The following is a 20711-nucleotide window of genomic DNA, read 5'->3' on the forward strand; positions in this document are numbered from 1 at the left end:
GGAGCTGTTCTGTTTGATTTGTTTGATGGGAGAGTGCCCTTATATCACGATCATCGTATTTATGCGAGTCTAAATTCTAACCCGCAAGCTCTAAGAATAACCACGCTCACAAGCTGCTTTGTCGGTGCTTTGTCGGTCGCATGGTGGTAAAGCAAACAAAATGCCAACATTGAAAACTCCACATCTATCTGTTATCAATAACGATTTATTTTTTTGGTCTCCCGTGCACCAACATAAATTACGTTTTTGTCTTAATGCCGACCTCCCTTCTACATATTTGTAATTTTAGAATGCGGGCATCGATTTTCCGCTTGACCGGCCAACGGCAGTGACCTATATTTCGCTGAAAGTAGAACGTAAGACTTTCCACTCCTCAGTAACAATGCTGGGGTCCACCGATCGAAAACGGAGGCACCGATGAACATCCCCGAAAAAGGAATGGCAAAAGACGCGATACTGGACACCCTGAAATCCTACAAAAAAAAGGATCTGGATTGGAAATCGGGCAGGGTCATGGGTTATGTGTATGACGCCGGTGAAAAGGCCAAGGACGTCATCAACGATGCTTACACCATGTACCTTTCCGAGAATGCCCTGGATCCTACCACCTACCCGAGCCTGCTGCGCCTCGAAAACGAAGTCGTCAGAATGACCGCCAACCTCCTCCGGGGGGATGAAAATGTGGTGGGCAACTTCACCTCCGGCGGCACGGAAAGCCTGATCCTGGCCGTGAAGACCGCGCGGGACATGATGCGCTTCAAAAAGCCGGAAATCAAGAAACCGGAGATGGTGCTGCCGATCACGGCCCACGCTTCCTTCTACAAGGCCGCCCACTACCTGTGTATCGAGCCGGTGATCGTACCGGTGCATGACGGCTCTTTCAAAGCGGATGTCGCCGCCATGCGCGAAGCCATCACCGACAACACCATACTTCTGGTGGGATCGGCCCCCGGGTATGCCCACGGCATCGTCGACCCCATCCCGGAGATCGCCGGGCTGGCCCTCGAGCATGACCTGCTCTGCCACGTGGATGGCTGTGTGGGCGGCATCCACCTTCCCTACATGCGCAAAATGGGCTATGAGGTGCCCGAATTCGACTTTACGGTGCCGGGGGTGACCTCCATCTCGGCCGATCTGCACAAATACGGCTACGCCGCCAAAGGCGCCTCGGTTATCCTGTACAGGAACCAGGAAATCAGGCGCCACCAGATGTTTGCCTGTTCCCGGTGGACCGGTTATACCGTCATCAACCCGGCTGTCACCAGCAGCAAATCCGGCGGCCCCATGGCGGCGGCCTGGGCGGTGCTCCACTACCTGGGCGACGAAGGTTATAAAAAGATCGTCAAGGAAGTCATGGACGCCACCCAATTGACGCTTGCAGGCATCGAAAAGATCGACGGCATACGGGTGCTGGGCAAGCCCGATATGTGCATGTTCTCGTTTGCCTCCACCTCCGAAAAGCTGAACGTCTACAGGCTGGCCGACCGGATGAAAACCAAGGGGTGGCTGGTGCAGCCGCAGTTCGCCAGGAACAACTCCCCTTCCAACCTGCACGTGTCCTTCAACCGGCTTTCCGTGCCGCGGGCCCAAGAATTTCTCCTGGCCTTGGAACAGACCGTCAAGGAGGTGATGGCCGAGGAGATCGACGACAAAACCGGTGCGCTGCGGTCTGAAATCGAAAAGCTCTCCGTCAATTTCGACGAGGCGTCCTTTTTCAAACTGGCTGAAATGGCGGGCATCACGGGAATGGAGCTGCCGGAACAAATGGAAACCATCAACATGCTCCTGGAGGCGCTCCCCTACGATGTATCGGAGTTCATGCTGGTGGAGTTTCTGAATAATCTGATGAAATGAACATTATGTCTTTGTGGTTTGAAACCGTTATCGAACCAGTAAACCGAATCACCAATGAAAAATGGCCGCAACAAGGAAGAACCGCCTGAAAATAAGCCAGCTGGCCCGCAGAGCGGGGGTAACCGTTCCCACGGTAAAGCACTATGTCCGGGAAGGGCTCCTGCCCCGCCCCGTGAAAACCAGCCGCAACATGGCCTATTACAGCGAAGAAAGTATCGACAGGATCAGGCTGGTTAAAAAAATCCAGAAGGAACGGTATCTGCCGCTGGCGGTCATCAAGCGGCTGCTGGACGCCGGCGAGTCCTTCGACGAAGAACTGGCCCTGGGAAGGGCCATTCTGAAAACGAACCGGATCGGGTCCACGGAGACACCCCTAAAACGCGCCGGCATCGAAGCGGCGACCGGATGCCCCCTGGACAAAATCGACACCATAGAGGAAAGGGGTCTGATCCACCCGCTGACCGAAGGGGGTGAAAAGGCCTACCTGCCCGAAGACGTGGCGCTGATCCGTGTCGTGAAAGCGAGGGACGACCTGGGCGTGCCTTTCGAAGCCTCCCTTTCCACGCTGCGCATCTACGGGGATGCCCTGACCGGTGCCGTTCAGGAGGACATCAACTTTTTCGTACGCAACATCACGGCCAGGACGCCCACCCGCCGGGCCATCCGTTTTATCACCGAGGCGGATGAAACCCTCGATCGCTTCATCGTCTTCTTTCGTCAGAAAATGCTGCGGCAGTTCGGCGAAAAAACCATCGAGGCCCTCAACCGGCTCCCGGAAAACCTGGCCGTACTCAACTTTCTGCCGGTAACCGGCATCACGCTGCCCGACCATCCGCCGGCAACGCCCCCCTACAACCGTATTTACAACCTGCTCAAGGGAGCCACGCTGTTGCCGGCCGGTGCGGTTCGGCCGCTAGACCTGGTCGCAGAGCCCCCGCGCATGAAGGCGCTGGCAATTTTGTCGCTTCTGGTTACCGGCGACACGCAAAACGCGCTGAAGCTCGTCCAAGCCCTGATTCCCGAACCGGCGGAAACGGCGCTGGAAAACGCGGCGGCCGCCCTGACCTACCTTTTTGCCATGGATACGTCATCCGGTTTTGCTCTGCCCATGTTAAACGTCAACAAGGTGTTTCACCACCTGGCACGCATCGAAAAGCTCGAGCCGGAAACCACACCGGACCGTTTTTTCAGCCGCTATGTCTGCGGTTCAGTGTATCTATTCCTGCCGGGCGTCTTCAACACCCGCCGCACCGGAATCGATCTTCTGGGTGCCCTTAAAAAGGAATTGGACGGCATCGATTTTAAGAAATTCGATTGGCCCGTGTGGCTGATCCGGACCCTGGAAAAGGAAATCGCACCGCGGCTGAGGGTCAGAATCAACCGTTTCCTGGCGTCGGCCTACCTGACATGTGGAAACCGCAAATCCGCCGGCGCATGCCTGGACGCCGTCCTCCAAGGAACCGGCCCGCAAAGCGAACACGCGGCCTGGGCCAGGACCGAAAAAAGAAAGTTTTAAATCTTTCGTGATTTCATGATAAGCATTTATCTACGGTTTTGAATTTATGTCATTCCAAATTTAGATTGAACACTCCCCGCAGCAAGCTTAAGGGGAATCTTGACCGTAAGGAATTCTATCAATTATGATCCGTTCGCTTACCCTGCAGCAAGCTGCAGGGAATGCGCTCGCTATCTCGGTTCATCTCTGTTTCCGGAGAAGAAAAACATGTCGTCGAAGCAGTTGAAGGCACTCGACCTGGATGCCCTCCAGGAAGCCGCGGACAGAATCGCCCCCCACATCCACAAAACGCCGGTCATGACCTGCGGGAGCCTCGATGAAATGGCCGGTGCCAGACTCGCCTTCAAATGCGAAAACCTGCAGAAGGTCGGCGCCTTCAAATTCAGAGGAGCCGCCAATGCAGTGTTGTCGCTCTCAAACGAAGAAGCGCGCCGGGGGGTTGTCACTCACTCCTCCGGAAATCACGCCCAGGCCCTGGCCCTGGCCGCGCGGCTCAAGGGGTTGAAAGCGTTCATTGTCATGCCGGCAACCGCCCCCGGCGTAAAAATCGCAGCCGTGCGGGGGTACGGTGCCGAAGTCATTCTATGCGAGCCGACCCTCGAAGCGAGGGAGGCAGCTGTCGATGAGGTGATCGAACACACCGGGGCGGTGCTGATCCACCCCTATGACGACGCACGGGTCATTGCAGGGCAGGCTACCTGCGCGCTGGAATTTCACCGGCAGGTGCCGGGACTCGATGCCGTCATCGCGCCCGTGGGCGGAGGCGGCCTGTTGAGCGGCACGGCCCTGGCGACCCGTTTCGTTTCACCGAAAACACGGGTTATCGCCGCCGAACCCGAACTGGCCGACGATGCTTTCAGGTCGTTCCGCCAAAAGGCCCTCCTGCCGGCAGGGCCGCCGCGGTCCATCGCCGACGGGCTGCTGACCTCGCTGGGCCGGATCGCCTTCCCGCTGATACTGGCGCATGTGAATGACATCCTCACGGTCGGCGAAGAGAGCATCGCCGTTGCCATGCGCCACATTTGGGAGCGCATGAAACTAGTCGTGGAGCCATCGGGCGCCGTGCCCCTGGGCGCGGTCCTGACGCATGCGGACATGTTTGGGGGTAAGCACGTGGGCATCATTCTTTCGGGCGGCAATGTCGACCTACAAAAAATGCTGCGCATTTTTTGTTAAACGCGGCTTCGCCGCAAATATACCCCAGCGTTGCGGGGTATCCGCATGGAGCACAGTCACCTATGAAAATCGCCTTGATGCAGTTCCAGCCCGAATTTCTGGCACTGGAAAAAAATCTTGAGAAAGCGGCGGCCCTGCTGGACAACACAACCGCCGACATTGCCGTGTTTCCCGAGCTGTTCCTTTCCGGGTATACCTTTTTCGACGCGGACCAAACCAAAGCCTGCAGCGTGCCGTTCGAGGAAGGTCCCGGGCTGAATCCGCTGTTGCAAATCAGCCGGGAAAAATCCCTGGCCGTTTGCGGCGGCTACGCCGAAATCGATGGCGATGCACTTTACAATTCCGCCTTTTTCATCGGCGACGGGAAGCTTATCGCCAACTACCGCAAAGTCCATCTCTTCGACCGTGAAAAGCTTTATTTCACCCCCGGCAACCGGCGATTCGAAGTCTTCGAATACCGGGGGGTCACGCTGGGGATGATGGTCTGCTTCGACTGGATCTTTCCCGAGGCCGCCAGATCCCTGACCCTCCAGGGCGCTCAGGTGATCCTGCACCCGTCCAACCTGGTTTTGCCGTACTGTCAACAAGCCATGTTCGCCAGGGCCCTTGAAAACCGGGTGTTCATCGTTACCGTCAACCGGGTGGGCACCGAAACCAACGGCCCCCTCAAAAACACCTTCACCGGCGGGTCCCAGATCGTGTCCCCCAAAGGGAAGTACCTTGTCCGCCTGGCCACCAACCGGGAGCAGATCGAAACGGTCGACGTCGACCCGTCGGCCGCCCTGGACAAATTCATTACCAAACGCAACCACGTCACGGAGGACCGCCGCCAGGCGTTGTACGTGCTATGAAAAACGAAAAAAAGAAAGCGTCCGGACGCCACACCCCCTATTTCGAACGTCTCAACACCCTGATGCGCGAAAAGGGCCCGGGCCACCCGGTGCTGGTGCTGGATCTCGACATCCTGGACGCCAACATCGACGCAATGAAGACCCGAATCGGCGATGCCGGACGTTTTCGGCTGGTGGTAAAGTCCCTGCCTTGCCTGGAACTCATTCGCCATGTTCTCGAACAAACCCTCACCGCCAGGCTCATGGTCTTCCACCGCCCCTTCCTGAACCTGGCGGCCGCCGAGTTTCCGGAGGCGGACATTCTGCTGGGAAAGCCCCTGCCCGTCCAGGCCTTCCGCACCTTCTTCAAGGTCAAAAGCGCAGCCTCTCCCACGGCGCCGGACAAAAACATTCAGTGGCTGATCGACACGCCCGAGCGGCTCGATCAGTACCGCGACGCCGCCCGCAGGCTGGGTAAAAAAATACGCGTCAACATCGAAATCGACGTCGGTCTCCACCGGGGAGGCATACCCGATCCGGAACAGCTGGCTCCCCTGCTGAAAATCATCAACGAGGATCCCCTGCATCTCGACCTGTCCGGTTTCATGGGGTACGACCCCCACGTGGCCCGGTCCGGGAAGCTGCTCATCCCCCGCTCCGTCGCTCTGGCACAGGTAAGCGTTCGCTACGGCAGATTCGTCAAGTACCTGCAAAATGAATTTCCGGCCCTGTATCGCCCCCAGCTGACCTTCAACGGCGCCGGCAGCCCGACTTTTTCGCTGTACCGCAAAAAACGCATTCTCAATGATGTTTCCGTGGGCTCCGCTCTGGTCAAGCCCGCCGGTTTCGACCTGAAGACGTTAAAAGACCACCGGGCCGCCATGTTCATCGCCGCCCCGGTTCTGAAGAAAAACGATGGGGTCCGCATTCCTTTTCTGGGGCCTGTTTCCGGAATCTTGAAAAGGGTGAAACCCTCCTGGAAAACCACTCTGTTCATCTACGGCGGCTACTGGAAAGCCGTGCCGCTGTCGCCCAGGGGGCTGGTAAACAACCCCCTGTACGGCCGCAGTTCTAACCAGGAAATGCTGAACGGTCCGGCACACACCGCCCTGGAGGTGGACGACTATATTTTTTTGAGACCCGTCCAGAGCGAGGCGGTCATGCTCCAGTTCGGCGATCTTTTCGTGGTGCGGGGCGACCGGTACGTCGGCCGCTGGCCGGTGTTTGCGCAAGGGGCCTGATGTTGGAGTCCGCCAAGGGGAGGCAGCGAAAATGATACCAGAAAACGAAAACGGAAGTCACGCGGCCGATGCGCTGAAGCTGGGGCGGTCGGTGGGGCTCTTGGGCGGCATTGCCCTGGTGGTGGGCGGTGTGATCGGCATGGGCATCTATGCCCTCATCGCCGCGGTGGGTGCCCAGGCCGGAACCGGACTGTGGGTGGCGTTTCTGCTGGCGATCTTCATATCGGGCGTCGGCGTCGCGCCCCTGATTCAGATCGTCAGCGCCCTTCCCAGGGCCGGGGGCGGCTACCTCTTCACCAGCCGGCTGCTCCACCCCCTGATCGGCACCCTGGCCTCCTGCTGGGCGATATTCGGCGGTACCTGCATGACGGCCATGGTGGCCCTCGGCCTGGCGGGCTACATCGCCCCCTACCTCCCGGGAAGCCCGCCTGTGCGGCTGGTGGCCTTTGTCCTGCCCATTCTGTTTTATACGCTCTTTCTCTTCGGCCTGCGCCTGGCCGCCTCCGTTCAAATGCTCCTGGTCGCCCAGTTGATCGTCGCCCTGCTCGTTTACGGCCTGTCGGGCGCCTTCAGCTTCGACCTGTCCCTGGCCGTCGACATGCCCCGCGGCATCGACGGGCTCATCATGGCCACCATTCTGTGCTACAGCGTTTGCATGGGATTCCAGGTCATTGCCGAAATGGGGGAAGAGATAAAAACGCCCCGGCGAAATATCCCGCTCGCGCTCGTCATCGGCGGGTCGATCGTCCTTTTGGTTTACATCCTGGTCGGTACGGTATTCATCAACTCACTGCCCTACGACTTTAACAGCATCGGCGCCCTGACCGCTCCTCTCATGGACAGCGGCAAACGGTTCCTGTCCGGCTTCTGGGTCCTGTTCCTGAGCATCGGCGCACTCAGCGCGGGCCTCACTTCCTTCAATGCCGGCGCCATCGCTTTGCCCAGGGAACTGTTGGCTCAGGCTCGTGACGGTATTCTGCCCCGTTTCCTGGAACGCGTCCATCCCCGAACACGCACGCCGCTGAATGCCGTGACCGTCTATTTCGTTCTGATGCTCGCCCTGATATTGACGGGTCGCAGCATCGACTTTTACGGTGTCGTCACCGCCGTGGGCATTCTCATGATGACCGCCACCATTTCAATTGCGGCCGTGAGGCTGCCCAACAAATTTCCCCGTGCGTACGCCAAGGCTTATTTTCACATCCCCCGCGGCTGGCTGATCATCCTGGCCGCCGTGTCGGTCGTATCGTCCCTGGGATTCGTGTTCATCGTGACCGTGGAAATGCCGGCGGCCGGCTTGATCTATGTCATCCTGTCGCTGGCCGTTGCGGTTTACTACTTCCTGCGGGTTAGATGGCTGAAGCATACCGGTGTCGACTGGGAGCGGCGGGTTCTGACCGTACCGGGTGACGATGGCTGAGAAGATGCCGGGGATCGGCAGGGCCCGCTCTGGTCTCACCCTGCGTTTATTGTTATTGGGGACGTTGATAAATATATAAATAACGATAGGCGCGTGGCTCTGGCTTTCGTGACGATAAATTATTGATCATCAAACAACCTCAATTGACCTGACCTTCGAATGCTCTGTGCCGGCGACTCCGTCTTCAAGCCACTGCCCGTTGCATCGCTGTTACCATCAGGAGCCACATGGGGTGTCTTGTCATAAGTCACCATCCAGGTGTCGCCGTCCGTCTGGTCGACCCTCTCCAGCGCGTCGAAGAAAATCGCCTTTTCCTGGTTGGTCACTACGGGAAAGCCGTAAAACCGGCTGGTGTATTTCATCGGTCTGCCCTGCGCCGTCCGTTTCCGGACAAACGCTAAATGCGCCGCCAGCCGCCGTTCAATGCGCCGGTTGGCAAAGGATACGATGTTTGCGGCACCGACGCGCATGAGCGGTAAAAGCGCCGGTTCGATCTCCACATTGACGCTGTCGCGGCCGGCGGCCATGGCGGCGGCCATGACGGTACCGGTGCCGGCAAACGGATCCAGAACCGCATCACCCCTGACGGAATACATATTGATCAGACGATAGGCCAGCTCGAAGGGAAAGGCGGCGCTTCTGGTCCTGGCCCGTTTTTCACCCAGGTCCTGGACGGCCCCCTTGAGATCGGTCCACACGTCCGAATACCACTCGTTGCGTTCCTCCCAGAAGATGGCGCTCCGGCGCCGGTTTTCCTGTTCGGCACCCGTCTTGAACACCCGCTTTATTCCCTTTCTGACAATCAGGATGTATTCGTGCTCCAGGGTCACGTAGGCACCGGCCGGCAGCATGCCGGAACCCATAAACTTGGTGGGGGCATTGGTCTGCTTGCGCCACAGGATGTCCGGAAGCGCGCTGAAGCCCTTCCCGGACAGGTATTGCAGAATACGGGCATGGTTGGCGTATAGACAAAATTCACTGTCAATGGTGCGCGTGGCGTCCCCGATGTTGATGCAGGCAAACCCACCGGGCTTCAACACCCGGTACACCGTATCCCATACCGGAAAAAGTTCCCGGTGCATCAACTCGAACGCCTCGCCCCCCAGCCCCCCGGCGAGCTTTGCGGTAATTGCGGCATTCCGGCGGCCAAACAACTCATCCCACATGGCGATCATCGGATAGGGCGGAGAGGTGACCACCAGGTCTACGGATTCCGGCATGATCCCCCGTGCCACGGCGGCATCGCCGAGAATGATCCTGTGCTGGGTTGTAAGGCTCATTTCAGAACTGAAAACTCCATTGACACAAACACCTCACGCGTATGCAGAAAAGTAAAATTGCCATGAAATCCTTAGCAAACGAAGCCGCCGAAATCAATCGGTTACCACGGTATGCCTTGACACGAGGGGATGTAAAATTATAACCTTAATTGAGTGGTTCAGTTTCAGGGATCGGTTATTTCCATTTATTTTCGGAGGCTAAGGATTCACCGCCGGCTTGGCGGATAATATTGCATGGACAACGAATCGCCACTTTACAACAGCCGGATTACCAACACCTACCTGGAATATGTTGGCGAGCACTATCCGGAAATCGACATCGACAGGATTCTGCAGTCCGCCCGGATCGAACGCTACGAGATCGAGGACCCTGCTCACTGGCTGACCCAATCCCAGGTAAACGGATTCCACCGGGCCCTGGTTTTGGCGACCGGTAACGGCGAAATCGCCCGGGATGCCGGCCGGTTCACGGCATTGACCAAAAGAATCGGCACCATCAAGAAGGTCACTCTCGGCCTGATCAGTCCCTCATCGGTTTATCTCAAAGCCGGCAGGCTGTACGGGGCCATGAGCAGGGGCGCATCCATCGAAACCCGAAAGCTGGCTGCCAACAGAATCGAGGTCTGCGCCACCCCCAACCCCGGTGTGCAAGAAGAGTCGTTCCAGTGTGAAAATCGCAAAGGCACGCTTGAATCCCTGGCCCTGTTGTTCACCAAAGACTACGCCACCGTCAAGCATCCCGACTGCTTTCACAGGGGGGACAAAACCTGCCGCTACGTGATCACCTGGGCGCAGACGGACTCCATGCGCTGGAAGAGAATCAGCCGTTTCACCGGGCTTGGGACCCTGGGGCTTGCCTGCATCACGCCATTCATCCTTCCTTTCACAGCCAGCGCAATCGCCGTCCTGACGGCGGTGATCGTGAGTGCCGGATGTTTTATATCGTCGCTGGCAAAAGAAAAAAACGAACTGATCCAGACCATCGAAAACCAGGGCAATGTCGCCAGGGAAATGCTGGATGCCGCCAATAGCCGCTACAACGACACCGCCCTGATGCACGAAGTCGGCAGCGCCACGGTCTCAATCGAGGATGTGGAAAGCTACGTCGGTGCTGTTACGGCCCTCATGGAAAAACGGCTCTCCTTCGACCGCGGCTTGATCATGCTTCAAAACAATCAGAAGGGAAAACTGCAATACATCGCCAGCTACGGGCACACCGCGGAACAGCTGGATGTGCTGAAAGGGGCCGAATTTCACCTGGACAACCCTGATTCCAGGGGCCTGTTTGTCAAGGCCTTTAAAATGCAACGGCCGTATATCGTCGATGACGTCGAAAAAATCATCTCCTCCCTTTCGGCCAACAGCAAGGCTTTTGCCCGAACCATAGCCGCCAAGTCCTTTATCTGCGTGCCTATCGTGTACCAGGGCGAACCCTTCGGCATTCTGGCGGTGGACAATTACCACACGGGCACCCCCCTGACCCAGAGCAACCTGAGCATCGTCACCAGCATCGGCACCCAGATTGCGACGGGCATCGCCAACGCCAACGTCATCACCCAACTGCGCGAAGGGGAGGAGAAATACCGGGAGCTCTATCAGGAAGCCAAGAAGGCGGAAGCCGTTTACCGCTCCCTGATCCGCTCATCCGCCGATGCCATTCTGCTGTACGACCTGGATTACAACCCGCAGTACGCCAGCCCTGAATTTCAGAGCACCTTTCAGTGGACCCTGGAAGAGCTGCACGACAAGGGCCTGTCGATCGTTCCGGACACGGCCCGGGAATCCGTGGCCGCGGCCCTGCGCCAGGTCGCCGAAAACGGCGACCCCATACGTGGATTCGAAACGAAAATCTTTTCCAAAGACAACGAACTGCACCATGTCAGCGTGAGCGCCTCACGCTACGACGACCACGCGAACAAACCCGCCGGGGTGTTGTCCGTCATCCGCGACATTTCCGAAAACAAACGCCTCGAAAACCAGTTGCAGCACGCCCAGAAAATGGAGGCCATCGGCACTCTTGCAGGCGGCATTGCCCATGATTTCAACAACCTGCTATCCGTTATCCAGGGAAACCTGTCCTTGATGAAAATGGAGATCGGCCCCGACCACGCGGCTACCAAACGCCTCGACAACATCGACAAGCAGTTAAAAAGCGGCTCCCGGCTCACCAGTCAGCTGCTGGGGTATGCCCGCAAGGGCAACTATCAGGTCCAGGCCTTGAACATGACCAGGCACCTGAAGGAAACGGTCGAAGCCTTCGGCAGAGCCCGCAAGGAGATCATTGTCCACTTCGATCCCCCCCCAACCGACTACATGGTGGAGGCGGACCCGGGACAGATGGAACAGGTGCTGTTCAACCTGTATGTCAATGCCGCGGATGCCATGCCCGAGGGAGGCGACCTCTTTCTGAAAATCGGACTGGTGGACCACACAAAAATCAAGGCCAGACACTACTCCCCCGCACCCGGCAACTATGTCATGGTGGAAGTCGCCGACACGGGTCTGGGTATGAGCGCCGATGTCCGGCAGCGGGCCTTCGAACCCTTTTTCACCACCAAAACCATGGGCAAAGGCACGGGCCTGGGACTCGCCTCGGTCTACGGAATCATCAAAACGCACCAAGGCTACGTTGAAATCGAATCGCAACCCGGCCAGGGAACCGCCATTCAGATCTTCCTGCCGGTATCCGCGAAGCAGCACACCGCCGCCGAACAAAAAACCAACGACAAGCTCGCCAAGGGCCGGGAGTGCATCCTCTTCGTGGATGACGAGCCCATGCTGCTGGAGGTGGGGACGGAAATGCTCCAAATGGTGGGCTACCGGGTTCTGGCGGCCGGTTCCGGACAGAAAGCCATCGAGATCTTCGAAAACAACCGGGACGACATCGACCTGGTCCTGTTCGACATGATCATGCCCGGAATGAACGGCGGTGAACTTTTCGACAAGATTGCGAAAATAAAGCCGGACGTCAAAACGGTCCTCTCCAGCGGTTACAGCATCGACGGCCAGGCCCAGCAGATCATGGAGCGCGGCTGCAACGGCTTCATCCAGAAACCTTTCGATGTCAAAAAATTGTCGCGGAAAATCAGGGACGTACTCGAAGACAAGGAGGAAAATGACTGAACTGGTCACATGGTGGCAGCATCTCCCCGGGAGTTTATCACCGGTGCTGCTGGACCTGGGTCCTCTTAAGCTCCGCTACTACGGCCTGATGTACGTGGTCGCCTTTGCCGTCGTTTACGCCCTGGTGCTTTTCAGGATAAAAACGGAGGAAAAGATCGTTATCTCCAAAAACCAAGCCGCCGACCTGATGACCGCCATGATCCTGGGGCTGATCATCGGCGCCCGCCTGGGATATGTTCTTTTCTACAACCTTTCCTATTATCTGAACCATCCGCTCGAAATCGTTCTTCCCTTTGACTTTTCGAACGGGTTCCGGTTCGTGGGCATAGCGGGCATGTCTTATCACGGGGGCCTGATCGGTGTTATTGCCGCCGCTCTGATTTACTGCCGCAGAAACAAGGTCGATTTCTGGAAGGCCGCGGACCTGTTCGTCCCGGCCGTCCCGTTGGGCTACACCTTCGGCAGGCTGGGCAATTTCATCAACGGCGAACTCTACGGCAGGATCACCTCCTACGGCATAGGCATGTATTTTCCCCAGGCTCCCGGAAAGTCCCTGCGGCACCCCACCCAGCTTTACGAAGCTTTTTTCGAGGGCATCTTCCTTTTCTGCATCCTCTGGCTGACGCGCAAAATGCCCAAACCGGCCGGCGCCTCCATTGCCATCTACATCATGGGGTACGGGATTGTCCGCTTTTTCATCGAATTTTATCGTGAGCCGGACGCCCAGATCGGGTTTGTCTTCCTATCCTTCACCATGGGACAGCTCTTGTGCTTCTGCATGGTCGCCTGCGGTGCCGCGCTGCTCTATCTGCGTGCGCGAACGTGAGCTTGTGGAGTCCAAGGGGTCGAGTGAAAATCAGCTTACAGGTCATAACTCATAGCTGATAGCGGGCTATGGGCTGCGTGCTATCAGCTATGAGCTTTCCCATGGAATCCTCGAATCCTGGAACCTTCGAACCCTTTATTGAGTTTTGAATTGTGAATTTTTATGCAACGTTCAGGTATCGCGCCATTGGCTGAAAAGATTCGGCAGTACGTCGAAAAAGGCATCCTGCCCGGGCCGGACGTGCGGCATTACATCGCATCCACCTTCTCACACCCGACACGCCGTGACCTCCAAACCATTTTGAACGACCGGGGAAACTGTGAACGCGAAACGCTCCTGGAACTGATCTTTTTTCCCGACCTGGAACTGCAGGTGGCGCTGGAGGACACCATCGAAGCCGGGCGCTTTCATAGAGACGCGGAAGCGGACGTCCTCCGACGCCTGATGCGAAAAAAACCCGTCGCCGCTTTCTTCTATCCGGACGAGAATGCCGCCGTACGCTTCGCCCTTCCGGAAGATGCCGCCAGGCAGTTCATTGCCCGGCTGCACATTTCCAAAGACCTACCCGGCGACCTGCGAGAAGCCGTCGACGGCACCCTGCAGGGTGAGGACCGGCTGCGTGCGAGGGTGATGATCCGTAATGCGCGTTTCGCATGCCGCGGCGCCGGGGCCGCTTTCCTGGCATCCCTTTTTATATCCATGGACGGACAACCGGCACCCCTTTTCGAGTGCCTGGAATTTGTCCTGCATTTTCTGGAAACCGTCCCGCCCGACAGTGACCTGAAAACGGCCCTTGCCGCCCGGAAGCAACGGTACCGCAACCACCTTTTAAAAGCCGGATATGTTGAAAAAATGCGCGGAAGCCGCAATGCGGAAACCCTGATGGTGCAGGGGGTGCGCCTTCCCCATTGCGATCCCGGGGACGCCATGCGGAAAATTGTCATGCTCGACGCGGTCGCTCTTGCCATCTATGGACAAACCCTATAAATAATGCAAAAATTAAATTCGAGCGTTTTAAATTTCAAGCTTATGAAGCGGTAGGGGACATTATGAATATAAAATCGGCAACCATCACCTGCCTGATCATATTCCTGGTCATCGCGGCCGCCGGCATGCCCGGAAGTGCCGGTGCCCAGGAAGAACAGCCCGGCCAACCGGCCATGACGGTCGACCAGATCCTGGACGAAGTGGAAAAGGTATACACGGCTGCGGGGTTTTCAGCGAATTTCATGCAGGCGTCCACGGTAAAGGCCATGGACATCACCGACACGGCCGCGGGGAAACTGTGGGTCAAGTATCCCGGAAAGATGCGCTGGGTCTACGAGCGACCGGAGAAGCAGATCATCGTCTCGGACGGCGAGCACCTGTGGATCTACCGACCGGAAGACAACCAGGTGCTGAGGGGCCGGGCGGATGCCTTTTTCGGCGACGGCAAGGGGGCGGGATTTCTTTCCGATATCCGCAAGGCCCGGAAAGATTTCGACATCACGCTGGAGAATATCCGCTTCGGGGATCATTACAACCTGATGATGATTCCCCGGCAGAAAACCTGGGACCTGGCCCGCATCAACCTGCTGGTATCCCGAGAGAACTACCGCATCACCCAGGTCTACACGTACAATGCCTACGATGATGTCACCCGCATCGAGTTTGTCGACCTGAACTTCGATTCAAACCTTGCGCCGTCCCTGTTTGAATTCCAGATACCGGACAATGTCGACATTCTCGAGCTCGAATAACGCCTTATCCCGGTCGCTTTCTAAGCGACCGGGATAAGGCGTTGTGGAACGCGGCTTCCCTCTTCGCTCACCGAGCTACGCCGGGACCGGCCGCCCCTATTATAGGTTAGGAGAATCCTAATGAAGGAAAAAATAAAATCCCTGGTCAAGGAAAAAAACGCCATCATTCTGGCACACAATTACGAACCGGCCGAGATTCAGGACATCGCCGACCTGTGCGGCGATTCACTGGAGCTGAGCATCAGGGCCTCCCAAACCGACGCCGAGGTCATCCTGTTCTGCGGCGTGCATTTCATGGCGGAAACCGCTTCCATTCTTTCCCCGGAAAAAACGGTTCTGCTGCCCAGACAGGAAGCCGGGTGCCCCATGGCGGACATGATCACCCCGGAAGCTCTCGAGAAAAAACTGAAGGAGCTGCCACCCATGCCGGTAGTCACCTACGTTAACTCCCCGGCGGCGGTCAAGGCCCTTTCAACCATCTGCTGCACCTCCGCCAACGCCGTCAAGGTGGTCAACAGCCTTCCCGACGACGAGGTTCTCATGGCGCCGGACCGCAATCTGGCCCGTTACACCGCCGCCCACTCCGACAAAAAGATCCATTTGTGGGAAGGGTTCTGCCCGGTCCATGACCGCCTGACCGTAGAGGAGGTGCGAAGCGCCCTGCAGGCGCACCCCGAAGCGGTGTTCATGGCCCACCCGGAATGCCGCCTCGACGTGCTCGAGCTGGCCGACGCCGTGGTCAGCACCTCCGGCATGATCAGGTACGCCGCCGAAAGCCCTGAAAAGGAATTTATCGTCGGAACCGAGGCAGGCCTGCTCCATCCCATCCGGAAAGCCAATCCCGGAAAGACATTCTACCCGGTTTCGGAAAAGATGATCTGCCCGGACATGAAAAAAATCAGTCTGGAAGATGTCGCCAGAAGCCTCGAATTCATGACCGGGGTCGTCAAGGTGCCCGATGAGATCAGGATGCCGGCGCTCAAGGCCGTGGAGCGCATGATCGAACTGAAATGAAAAATGCGGGTAACACCCGCATTTCCCAGTATCCTGAGCCGAGCTTAGGATTATACAAATTTACATTCTCGACCGGTTCCGATTATCTCCGGAACCGGCTGTAATTTTAAATCAAGTCTTCCGGTATATCCGCGTTGGTATACACTTTCTGCACGTCCTCGCAGTCGTCCAGCATTTCCATCAGCCGGATCATCTGCTCGGCCTCTTTGCCCTTGAGATCCGCCGTGTTCTGCGGCAGCATGGTCACCTCGGCGTCGATGCAGGCGATGTCGTTTTCATCGATGGCGGCCTTCACGGCTTCGAAGTCCTCCGGTGCGGTGATAATCTCGAAATTGCTGTCGTCCTCGCGCACGTCCTCGGCACCGGCATCCAGGGCCACCTCCATGAGAACATCCTCGTCCACCCCGGAACGCTCCACCACGATATAGCCTTTTTTATCGAACATCCAGGCCACGCACCCGTTTTCACCCATGTTGCCGCCGCATTTGCTGAAAATATGCCGGATGTCCGCCACGGCCCGGTTTTTGTTGTCGGTCAAAGACTCGATGAACACCGCCGCGCCGCCGGGGCCGTAGCCCTCATAGGCGCTTTCCTCGTAGTTGACCCCCTCCAGCTCGCCGGTGCCTTTCTTGATGGCCCTTTCGATGTTGTCCTTGGGCATGTTTTCGTTTTTTGCCGCCGCAATGGCCGTTCTCAGCCTTGGATTGGCGTCCGGGTCGCCGCTGCCGCCCATGCGGGCCGCCACGGTGATCTCCTTGATCAGCTTGGTGAAAATCTTTCCCCTTTTAGCATCCGCGGCACCTTTTTTGTGCTTGATGGATGACCACTTGCTGTGTCCGGACATCTATAACCTCCTCTTCTTCAAACACACTGAAACGATTTCCCTTTTATATGGATGCATAGGAAAAAGCGCCCAGTCCTGTTTGACGGTTTTTTGCGTGTGTCGTGCACTAGCATATTAGGCAATCAGTATACCGCATCACCATTAAAAAACCAAACACGAAACACAACATATGAAACACTAACCTCGAAAATTTATAGCAACTATAAATATCTCCTTGCTGGCCTTGCGGCTGCTCTGGGGCTTGAAGGTCTTCTGCTGTCTGAATTTTTTTTGCACCGTTTCCGAGAACGCCTTGACATCCCCGCCTTGAAAAATCTTGCACACGAAAGCGCCGCCCGGTTTTAGAACGTTTTCGGCGAGGTTCAGGGCCGCCTCGCACAACCCCAGAGACCTGGCGGCGTCCACGGTTTTATTGCCTGTCGTGCCGGGGGCCATGTCGCTGAGAACCACGTCGAATCCGCTGCCGACGGTGCCCACGACCTTGTCCAGTTCGTCCAGGGCGTCACCGGTAAAGATTTTGGCATGCGGCGGCGGTGCCTGGATGCCGGCCGGTTTCAGGTCGATGCCCACGACCCGCCCTCCCGCGCCGGTCAACTCCGAAGCGTACAGTAACCAGGAACCCGGGGCGCAGCCCAGGTCAAGCACACGGTGCCCCTTTTTGATGATTCGAAACTTCTGCTGTATCTCCTTCAGCTTGTAGACCGACCGGGCCGGGTACCGCTCCCTTTTCGCCCTGCGGGTGTAGTGGTCCTCCCAGGGGTTTTTATTTGACGTTTTTCTACTCACTCCCAATCCTGTTCATTCACGCTAAAGGGCTAAATACATCTCACCGCCCGCTGCGCTCGAGACCCCGAGAACACAGAAAATTTTATCTGTAAAACAACTTTGTGTCCTTTGTGCCTTGTGGTGAACATCTAGAAAAGTTCCTCGATCGCCTCCTCGACGGTTCGGACCCCCACCAGTGCCAGGCCGTCGACCACCGGCATCCGTTTCAGGTTGCTGAACGGCACCAGGCAGCGGGAAAACCCCATCTTCCTGATCTCCGCGGCCCGGATATCGACCTGGCCGATGGCCCGGACCTCTCCGGTTAGCCCCACCTCGCCCAGGACAACGCTGCCCTCGGGCACCGGTTTGTCCAGAAAGCTGGAAGCGATGGCGGACACGATCCCCAGGTCAACGGCCGGCTCGTCCACCTTGACGCCGCCGGCCACATTCATGAAGATGTCGTGCCCCATCAGGTGCAGGCCGAGCTTTTTTTCCATCACCGCCGTCAGGAGGGCCACCCGGTTGTGGTCGAGGCCCAGGATGGTCCGCCGCGGCGTCCCGAAGCTGGTGCTGCTGGCAAGCGCCTGGAGCTCGAGCAGAATGGGACGGGTGCCTTCCATGCTGGCCGTGACCACCGATCCCGGAGAGCCTTCGGGCCGTTCCGAAAGAAAAATGCTCGAAGGGTTGTCCACCTCGTCGAGGCCGTGGCCCTTCATCTCGAACACCCCGATCTCGTTGGTGGAGCCGAAGCGGTTTTTCACCGCCCGCAGGATCCTGAACACGTGGTTCCGGTCCCCTTCGAAATAGAGCACCGTGTCCACCATGTGTTCGAGAAGCCGGGGTCCGGCAATGGCGCCGTCCTTGGTCACGTGGCCCACCAGGAAGGTGGGGACGCCTTTCTTTTTTGCCATCAGCATCAGGCGCATGGCGGACTCGCGCACCTGGCTGACGCTTCCGGGTGCAGAGGTCAGGTCGCCGCTGTACATGGTCTGGATGGAATCGACGACCAGCACGTCCGGCTGCTCCTTTTCCACCATAGCCAGGATGGCATCGATGTCGATTTCCGACACCGCCAGCATGTCCGGGGAAACGGTGGCGAGGCGCCGGCTCCTCAAACTGAGCTGCTTGACCGACTCCTCGCCGGAAACGTACAGCACCCGCTTTCCCTGCCGGGCGATGCCAAAAAGGGCCTGCAGCATGAGGGTCGATTTGCCGATGCCGGGATCGCCGCCGATCAGCACCAGGGTGCCGGTGACCAGCCCGCCCCCCAGGACGCGGTCGAATTCGCCGATGCCGGTAACCAGCCGGTTTTCATCGTCGGCCTCCACCGCATCGATGGCAACGGGCACGTTCTTTTCCATGACACCGCCCCTGCCGCCCCCCGTAAGGCGTTTGTCGGCCTGGACCTCTTCCACCAGGCTCTCCCACTCGCCGCAGTCCGGGCATTTGCCCATCCATTTCGCCGTCTGGTATCCGCACGCCTGGCAGGTAAATATCGTTTTCCGGGGTTTATTCACTATACCAAAGCCCGACCTTATGTGCTATAGTTGTCGTTTTGAACAATTTCGTTTCGTGATCTCGTGACGAGATATCGATCTGAACCGTTAACGATCAATAGCATGATTGCCACGCCCCATCAAGCCGGCAGTCATGCCCACAATGGACATCCAAAAGGAAATATGCCTGAAAAAATCTCCAAATATCTCCGAATATTCCTCTGCATGATGGTTATAGGAGCCCTGGGGGACGCTTTCGATGCCGCTGCCCAAGCCGGTCAATCCGAAAAAAGCCCCTATTTCTCGGGAGTCGAACAACGACTGGTCCGGGACGGTTTCCATGCCGACAGGATCGCGGCCCTGTACCGGCAGGCCGGCGTCACCTTCGAAACCCGGAACGTGTCCCTGTTCTTCATCCTGCGTGCGGGAAAAGTGGACCACAGCCAGTACACCAACCCCGAGTCGATCCGCAAGGCCAGGCGATACATGCAGGAGCACCGGAAAGACCTGCTCAGGATCGAAACCAGTGCCGGGGTGCAAAAATCGGTGGTAACCGCCATCATCCTCGTGGAAACCCGGCTCGGAACGACCCTCGGAAACAGCTCGGTCTTCAATGCGCTGTCGTCCATCGCCGCCCTGGACAACCCGGCCGCCAGGGACAGGGTCTGGAACAGTCTTGACGACAAGGGCAACCTCACCCGGCAGGTCTTCGACAAGAAAGCCAGGCAGAAAGCGTCCTGGGCCTACCGGGAACTGAAGGCCTTTTTGGAATATGTCCAAAAGCAGCATATCGATCCTTTGACCGTCAAAGGATCTTTTGCCGGCGCCATGGGCATCCCCCAGTTCATGCCCACCAACATCGGACACTATGCCAAGGACGGCAACGGGGACGGCACCATCGACCTGTTCAACCATGCGGACGCCCAGGCCAGCGTCGCCAACTTCCTGAAAAGGCATGGATGGAAACCGGGGATCGACCGGAAAAGGAAGAAAGAAGTGATCCACCACTACAACCACAGCGATGATTACGTGGACACCATTTTGAAAATTTCAGACCTTTTGGAGGCCTAACCCCCGGCGTTGCCGCTATGGGGGAAACTTCTCTGGAGATCAGACTATGGACCTAAAAACCATCGGGACCGTGCTCGTTTTGACCGTGCCGTTTTTCTTTCTGACGATCTGGGCGCTTGTCGACTGCCTGCAGAAGGATTTCGGCAGCATCGGCAAAAAGGCCGTCTGGGGATTAATCGCCGCGGTCCCGTTTGTCGGTGCCATCGTCTACTTCATTTTCGGTTTCAGGAAGGGAAAGAGAATATAAATTTCATTGACCGACGATGCGCTTTGTCAACAACGCATTGTCATCATACATTTTTTGCGGTTTTTCCCTATCATTGATCACATTGAAAATGTTAAAACGCGACGGCGTCGCTCAACGCCAAAAGAACAAAATTCTATTTGACAAAGGGAAATACCTTTTATATTGAAGTTTGGTTTACGGACTGCGAAAATTGGTCCCATCGTCTAGCGGCCTAGGACGCCGGCCTCTCACGCCGGAAACACGGGTTCGATCCCCGTTGGGACCACCAA

The 20711-nt window shown here is 57.3% G+C and carries 17 protein-coding genes and 1 tRNA gene; 14 read left to right on the forward strand and 4 right to left on the reverse strand.

What is annotated here, in order from left to right; genetic code table 11:
- The first annotated feature begins 417 nt into the window (after positions 1-417).
- From LJE94_00095 to LJE94_00120, 6 genes are all read left to right on the forward strand, one after another.
- Positions 418-1854, forward strand: a complete 1437-nt coding sequence (locus LJE94_00095) for an aspartate aminotransferase family protein (protein MCG6908504.1) — start codon at positions 418-420, stop codon at positions 1852-1854.
- Between the two features lie 61 nt (positions 1855-1915).
- Positions 1916-3370 carry a MerR family transcriptional regulator gene (locus LJE94_00100; GenBank protein MCG6908505.1) on the forward strand — a complete coding sequence of 485 codons (1455 nt, stop codon included), beginning with the start codon at positions 1916-1918 and terminating at the stop codon, positions 3368-3370.
- A 207-nt stretch (positions 3371-3577) separates the two neighbouring features.
- Positions 3578-4546: a pyridoxal-phosphate dependent enzyme gene (locus LJE94_00105; GenBank protein MCG6908506.1), complete on the forward strand. Its 969-nt coding sequence runs from the start codon at positions 3578-3580 to the stop codon at positions 4544-4546.
- A 62-nt stretch (positions 4547-4608) separates the two neighbouring features.
- On the forward strand, positions 4609-5397 hold the full coding sequence (locus LJE94_00110; protein ID MCG6908507.1) for a hypothetical protein: 789 nt from the start codon (positions 4609-4611) through the stop codon (positions 5395-5397).
- On the forward strand, positions 5394-6617 hold the full coding sequence (locus LJE94_00115; protein ID MCG6908508.1) for an alanine racemase: 1224 nt from the start codon (positions 5394-5396) through the stop codon (positions 6615-6617). The genes LJE94_00110 and LJE94_00115 overlap by 4 nt, the downstream gene beginning before the upstream one ends.
- Before the next feature lie 31 nt (positions 6618-6648).
- Positions 6649-8037 carry an amino acid permease gene (locus LJE94_00120; GenBank protein ID MCG6908509.1) on the forward strand — a complete coding sequence of 463 codons (1389 nt, stop codon included), beginning with the start codon at positions 6649-6651 and terminating at the stop codon, positions 8035-8037.
- Positions 8038-8156: 119 nt separating this feature from the next.
- Here LJE94_00120 and LJE94_00125 read toward each other — a convergent pair whose 3' ends face one another.
- A complete protein-coding gene (locus tag LJE94_00125; GenBank protein MCG6908510.1) occupies positions 8157-9317 on the reverse strand; it encodes a site-specific DNA-methyltransferase in 1161 nt (386 codons plus the stop codon).
- 234 nt (positions 9318-9551) lie between these two features.
- On the opposite strand from LJE94_00125, the gene LJE94_00130 reads away from it, so the two are divergent.
- The 5 genes from LJE94_00130 (at position 9552) to nadA (ending at position 16019) form a co-directional block, all read left to right on the forward strand.
- The gene (locus tag LJE94_00130; protein ID MCG6908511.1) at positions 9552-12440 is read left to right on the forward strand and encodes a response regulator; all 2889 of its coding nucleotides are present in this window, start codon (positions 9552-9554) and stop codon (positions 12438-12440) included.
- On the forward strand, positions 12433-13266 hold the full coding sequence (gene lgt, locus LJE94_00135; protein ID MCG6908512.1) for a prolipoprotein diacylglyceryl transferase: 834 nt from the start codon (positions 12433-12435) through the stop codon (positions 13264-13266). The genes LJE94_00130 and lgt overlap by 8 nt, the downstream gene beginning before the upstream one ends.
- 186 nt (positions 13267-13452) lie before the next feature.
- Positions 13453-14253 (forward strand): hypothetical protein, encoded by an 801-nt coding sequence (locus tag LJE94_00140; protein ID MCG6908513.1) that lies wholly within the window; start codon positions 13453-13455, stop codon positions 14251-14253.
- Positions 14254-14315: 62 nt separating this feature from the next.
- Positions 14316-15005, forward strand: a complete 690-nt coding sequence (locus tag LJE94_00145; protein MCG6908514.1) for an outer membrane lipoprotein carrier protein LolA — start codon at positions 14316-14318, stop codon at positions 15003-15005.
- Between the two features lie 120 nt (positions 15006-15125).
- Entirely contained in the window at positions 15126-16019 is an 894-nt protein-coding gene (gene nadA / locus LJE94_00150) for a quinolinate synthase NadA (protein MCG6908515.1), read from the forward strand.
- Between the two features lie 106 nt (positions 16020-16125).
- Here the strand turns inward: nadA and LJE94_00155 are convergent, their stop codons facing one another.
- The 3 genes from LJE94_00155 to radA all read right to left on the reverse strand — a co-directional run bounded on the left by LJE94_00155 (position 16126) and on the right by radA (position 19145).
- Positions 16126-16863: a YebC/PmpR family DNA-binding transcriptional regulator gene (locus LJE94_00155; protein ID MCG6908516.1), complete on the reverse strand. Its 738-nt coding sequence runs from the start codon at positions 16861-16863 to the stop codon at positions 16126-16128.
- A gap of 177 nt (positions 16864-17040) precedes the next feature.
- Complete coding sequence (locus tag LJE94_00160) at positions 17041-17649, reverse strand: RlmE family RNA methyltransferase (GenBank protein MCG6908517.1); 609 nt, start codon at positions 17647-17649, stop codon at positions 17041-17043.
- Positions 17650-17777: 128 nt separating this feature from the next.
- Positions 17778-19145 (reverse strand): DNA repair protein RadA, encoded by a 1368-nt coding sequence (radA, locus tag LJE94_00165; protein ID MCG6908518.1) that lies wholly within the window; start codon positions 19143-19145, stop codon positions 17778-17780.
- A gap of 162 nt (positions 19146-19307) precedes the next feature.
- Here radA and LJE94_00170 point away from each other — a divergent pair, with 162 nt between their 5' ends.
- The 3 genes from LJE94_00170 to LJE94_00180 all read left to right on the forward strand — a co-directional run bounded on the left by LJE94_00170 (position 19308) and on the right by LJE94_00180 (position 20710).
- Positions 19308-20195 (forward strand): lytic murein transglycosylase, encoded by an 888-nt coding sequence (locus LJE94_00170; GenBank protein ID MCG6908519.1) that lies wholly within the window; start codon positions 19308-19310, stop codon positions 20193-20195.
- Between the two features lie 46 nt (positions 20196-20241).
- Positions 20242-20442, forward strand: a complete 201-nt coding sequence (locus LJE94_00175) for a PLDc N-terminal domain-containing protein (protein ID MCG6908520.1) — start codon at positions 20242-20244, stop codon at positions 20440-20442.
- A gap of 192 nt (positions 20443-20634) precedes the next feature.
- Positions 20635-20710, forward strand: a tRNA-Glu gene (locus tag LJE94_00180).
- The last annotated feature ends 1 nt before the right edge of the window (position 20711 follow it).

This window comes from Deltaproteobacteria bacterium (genome assembly GCA_022340465.1).
GTDB lineage: Bacteria > Desulfobacterota > Desulfobacteria > Desulfobacterales > B30-G6 > JAJDNW01.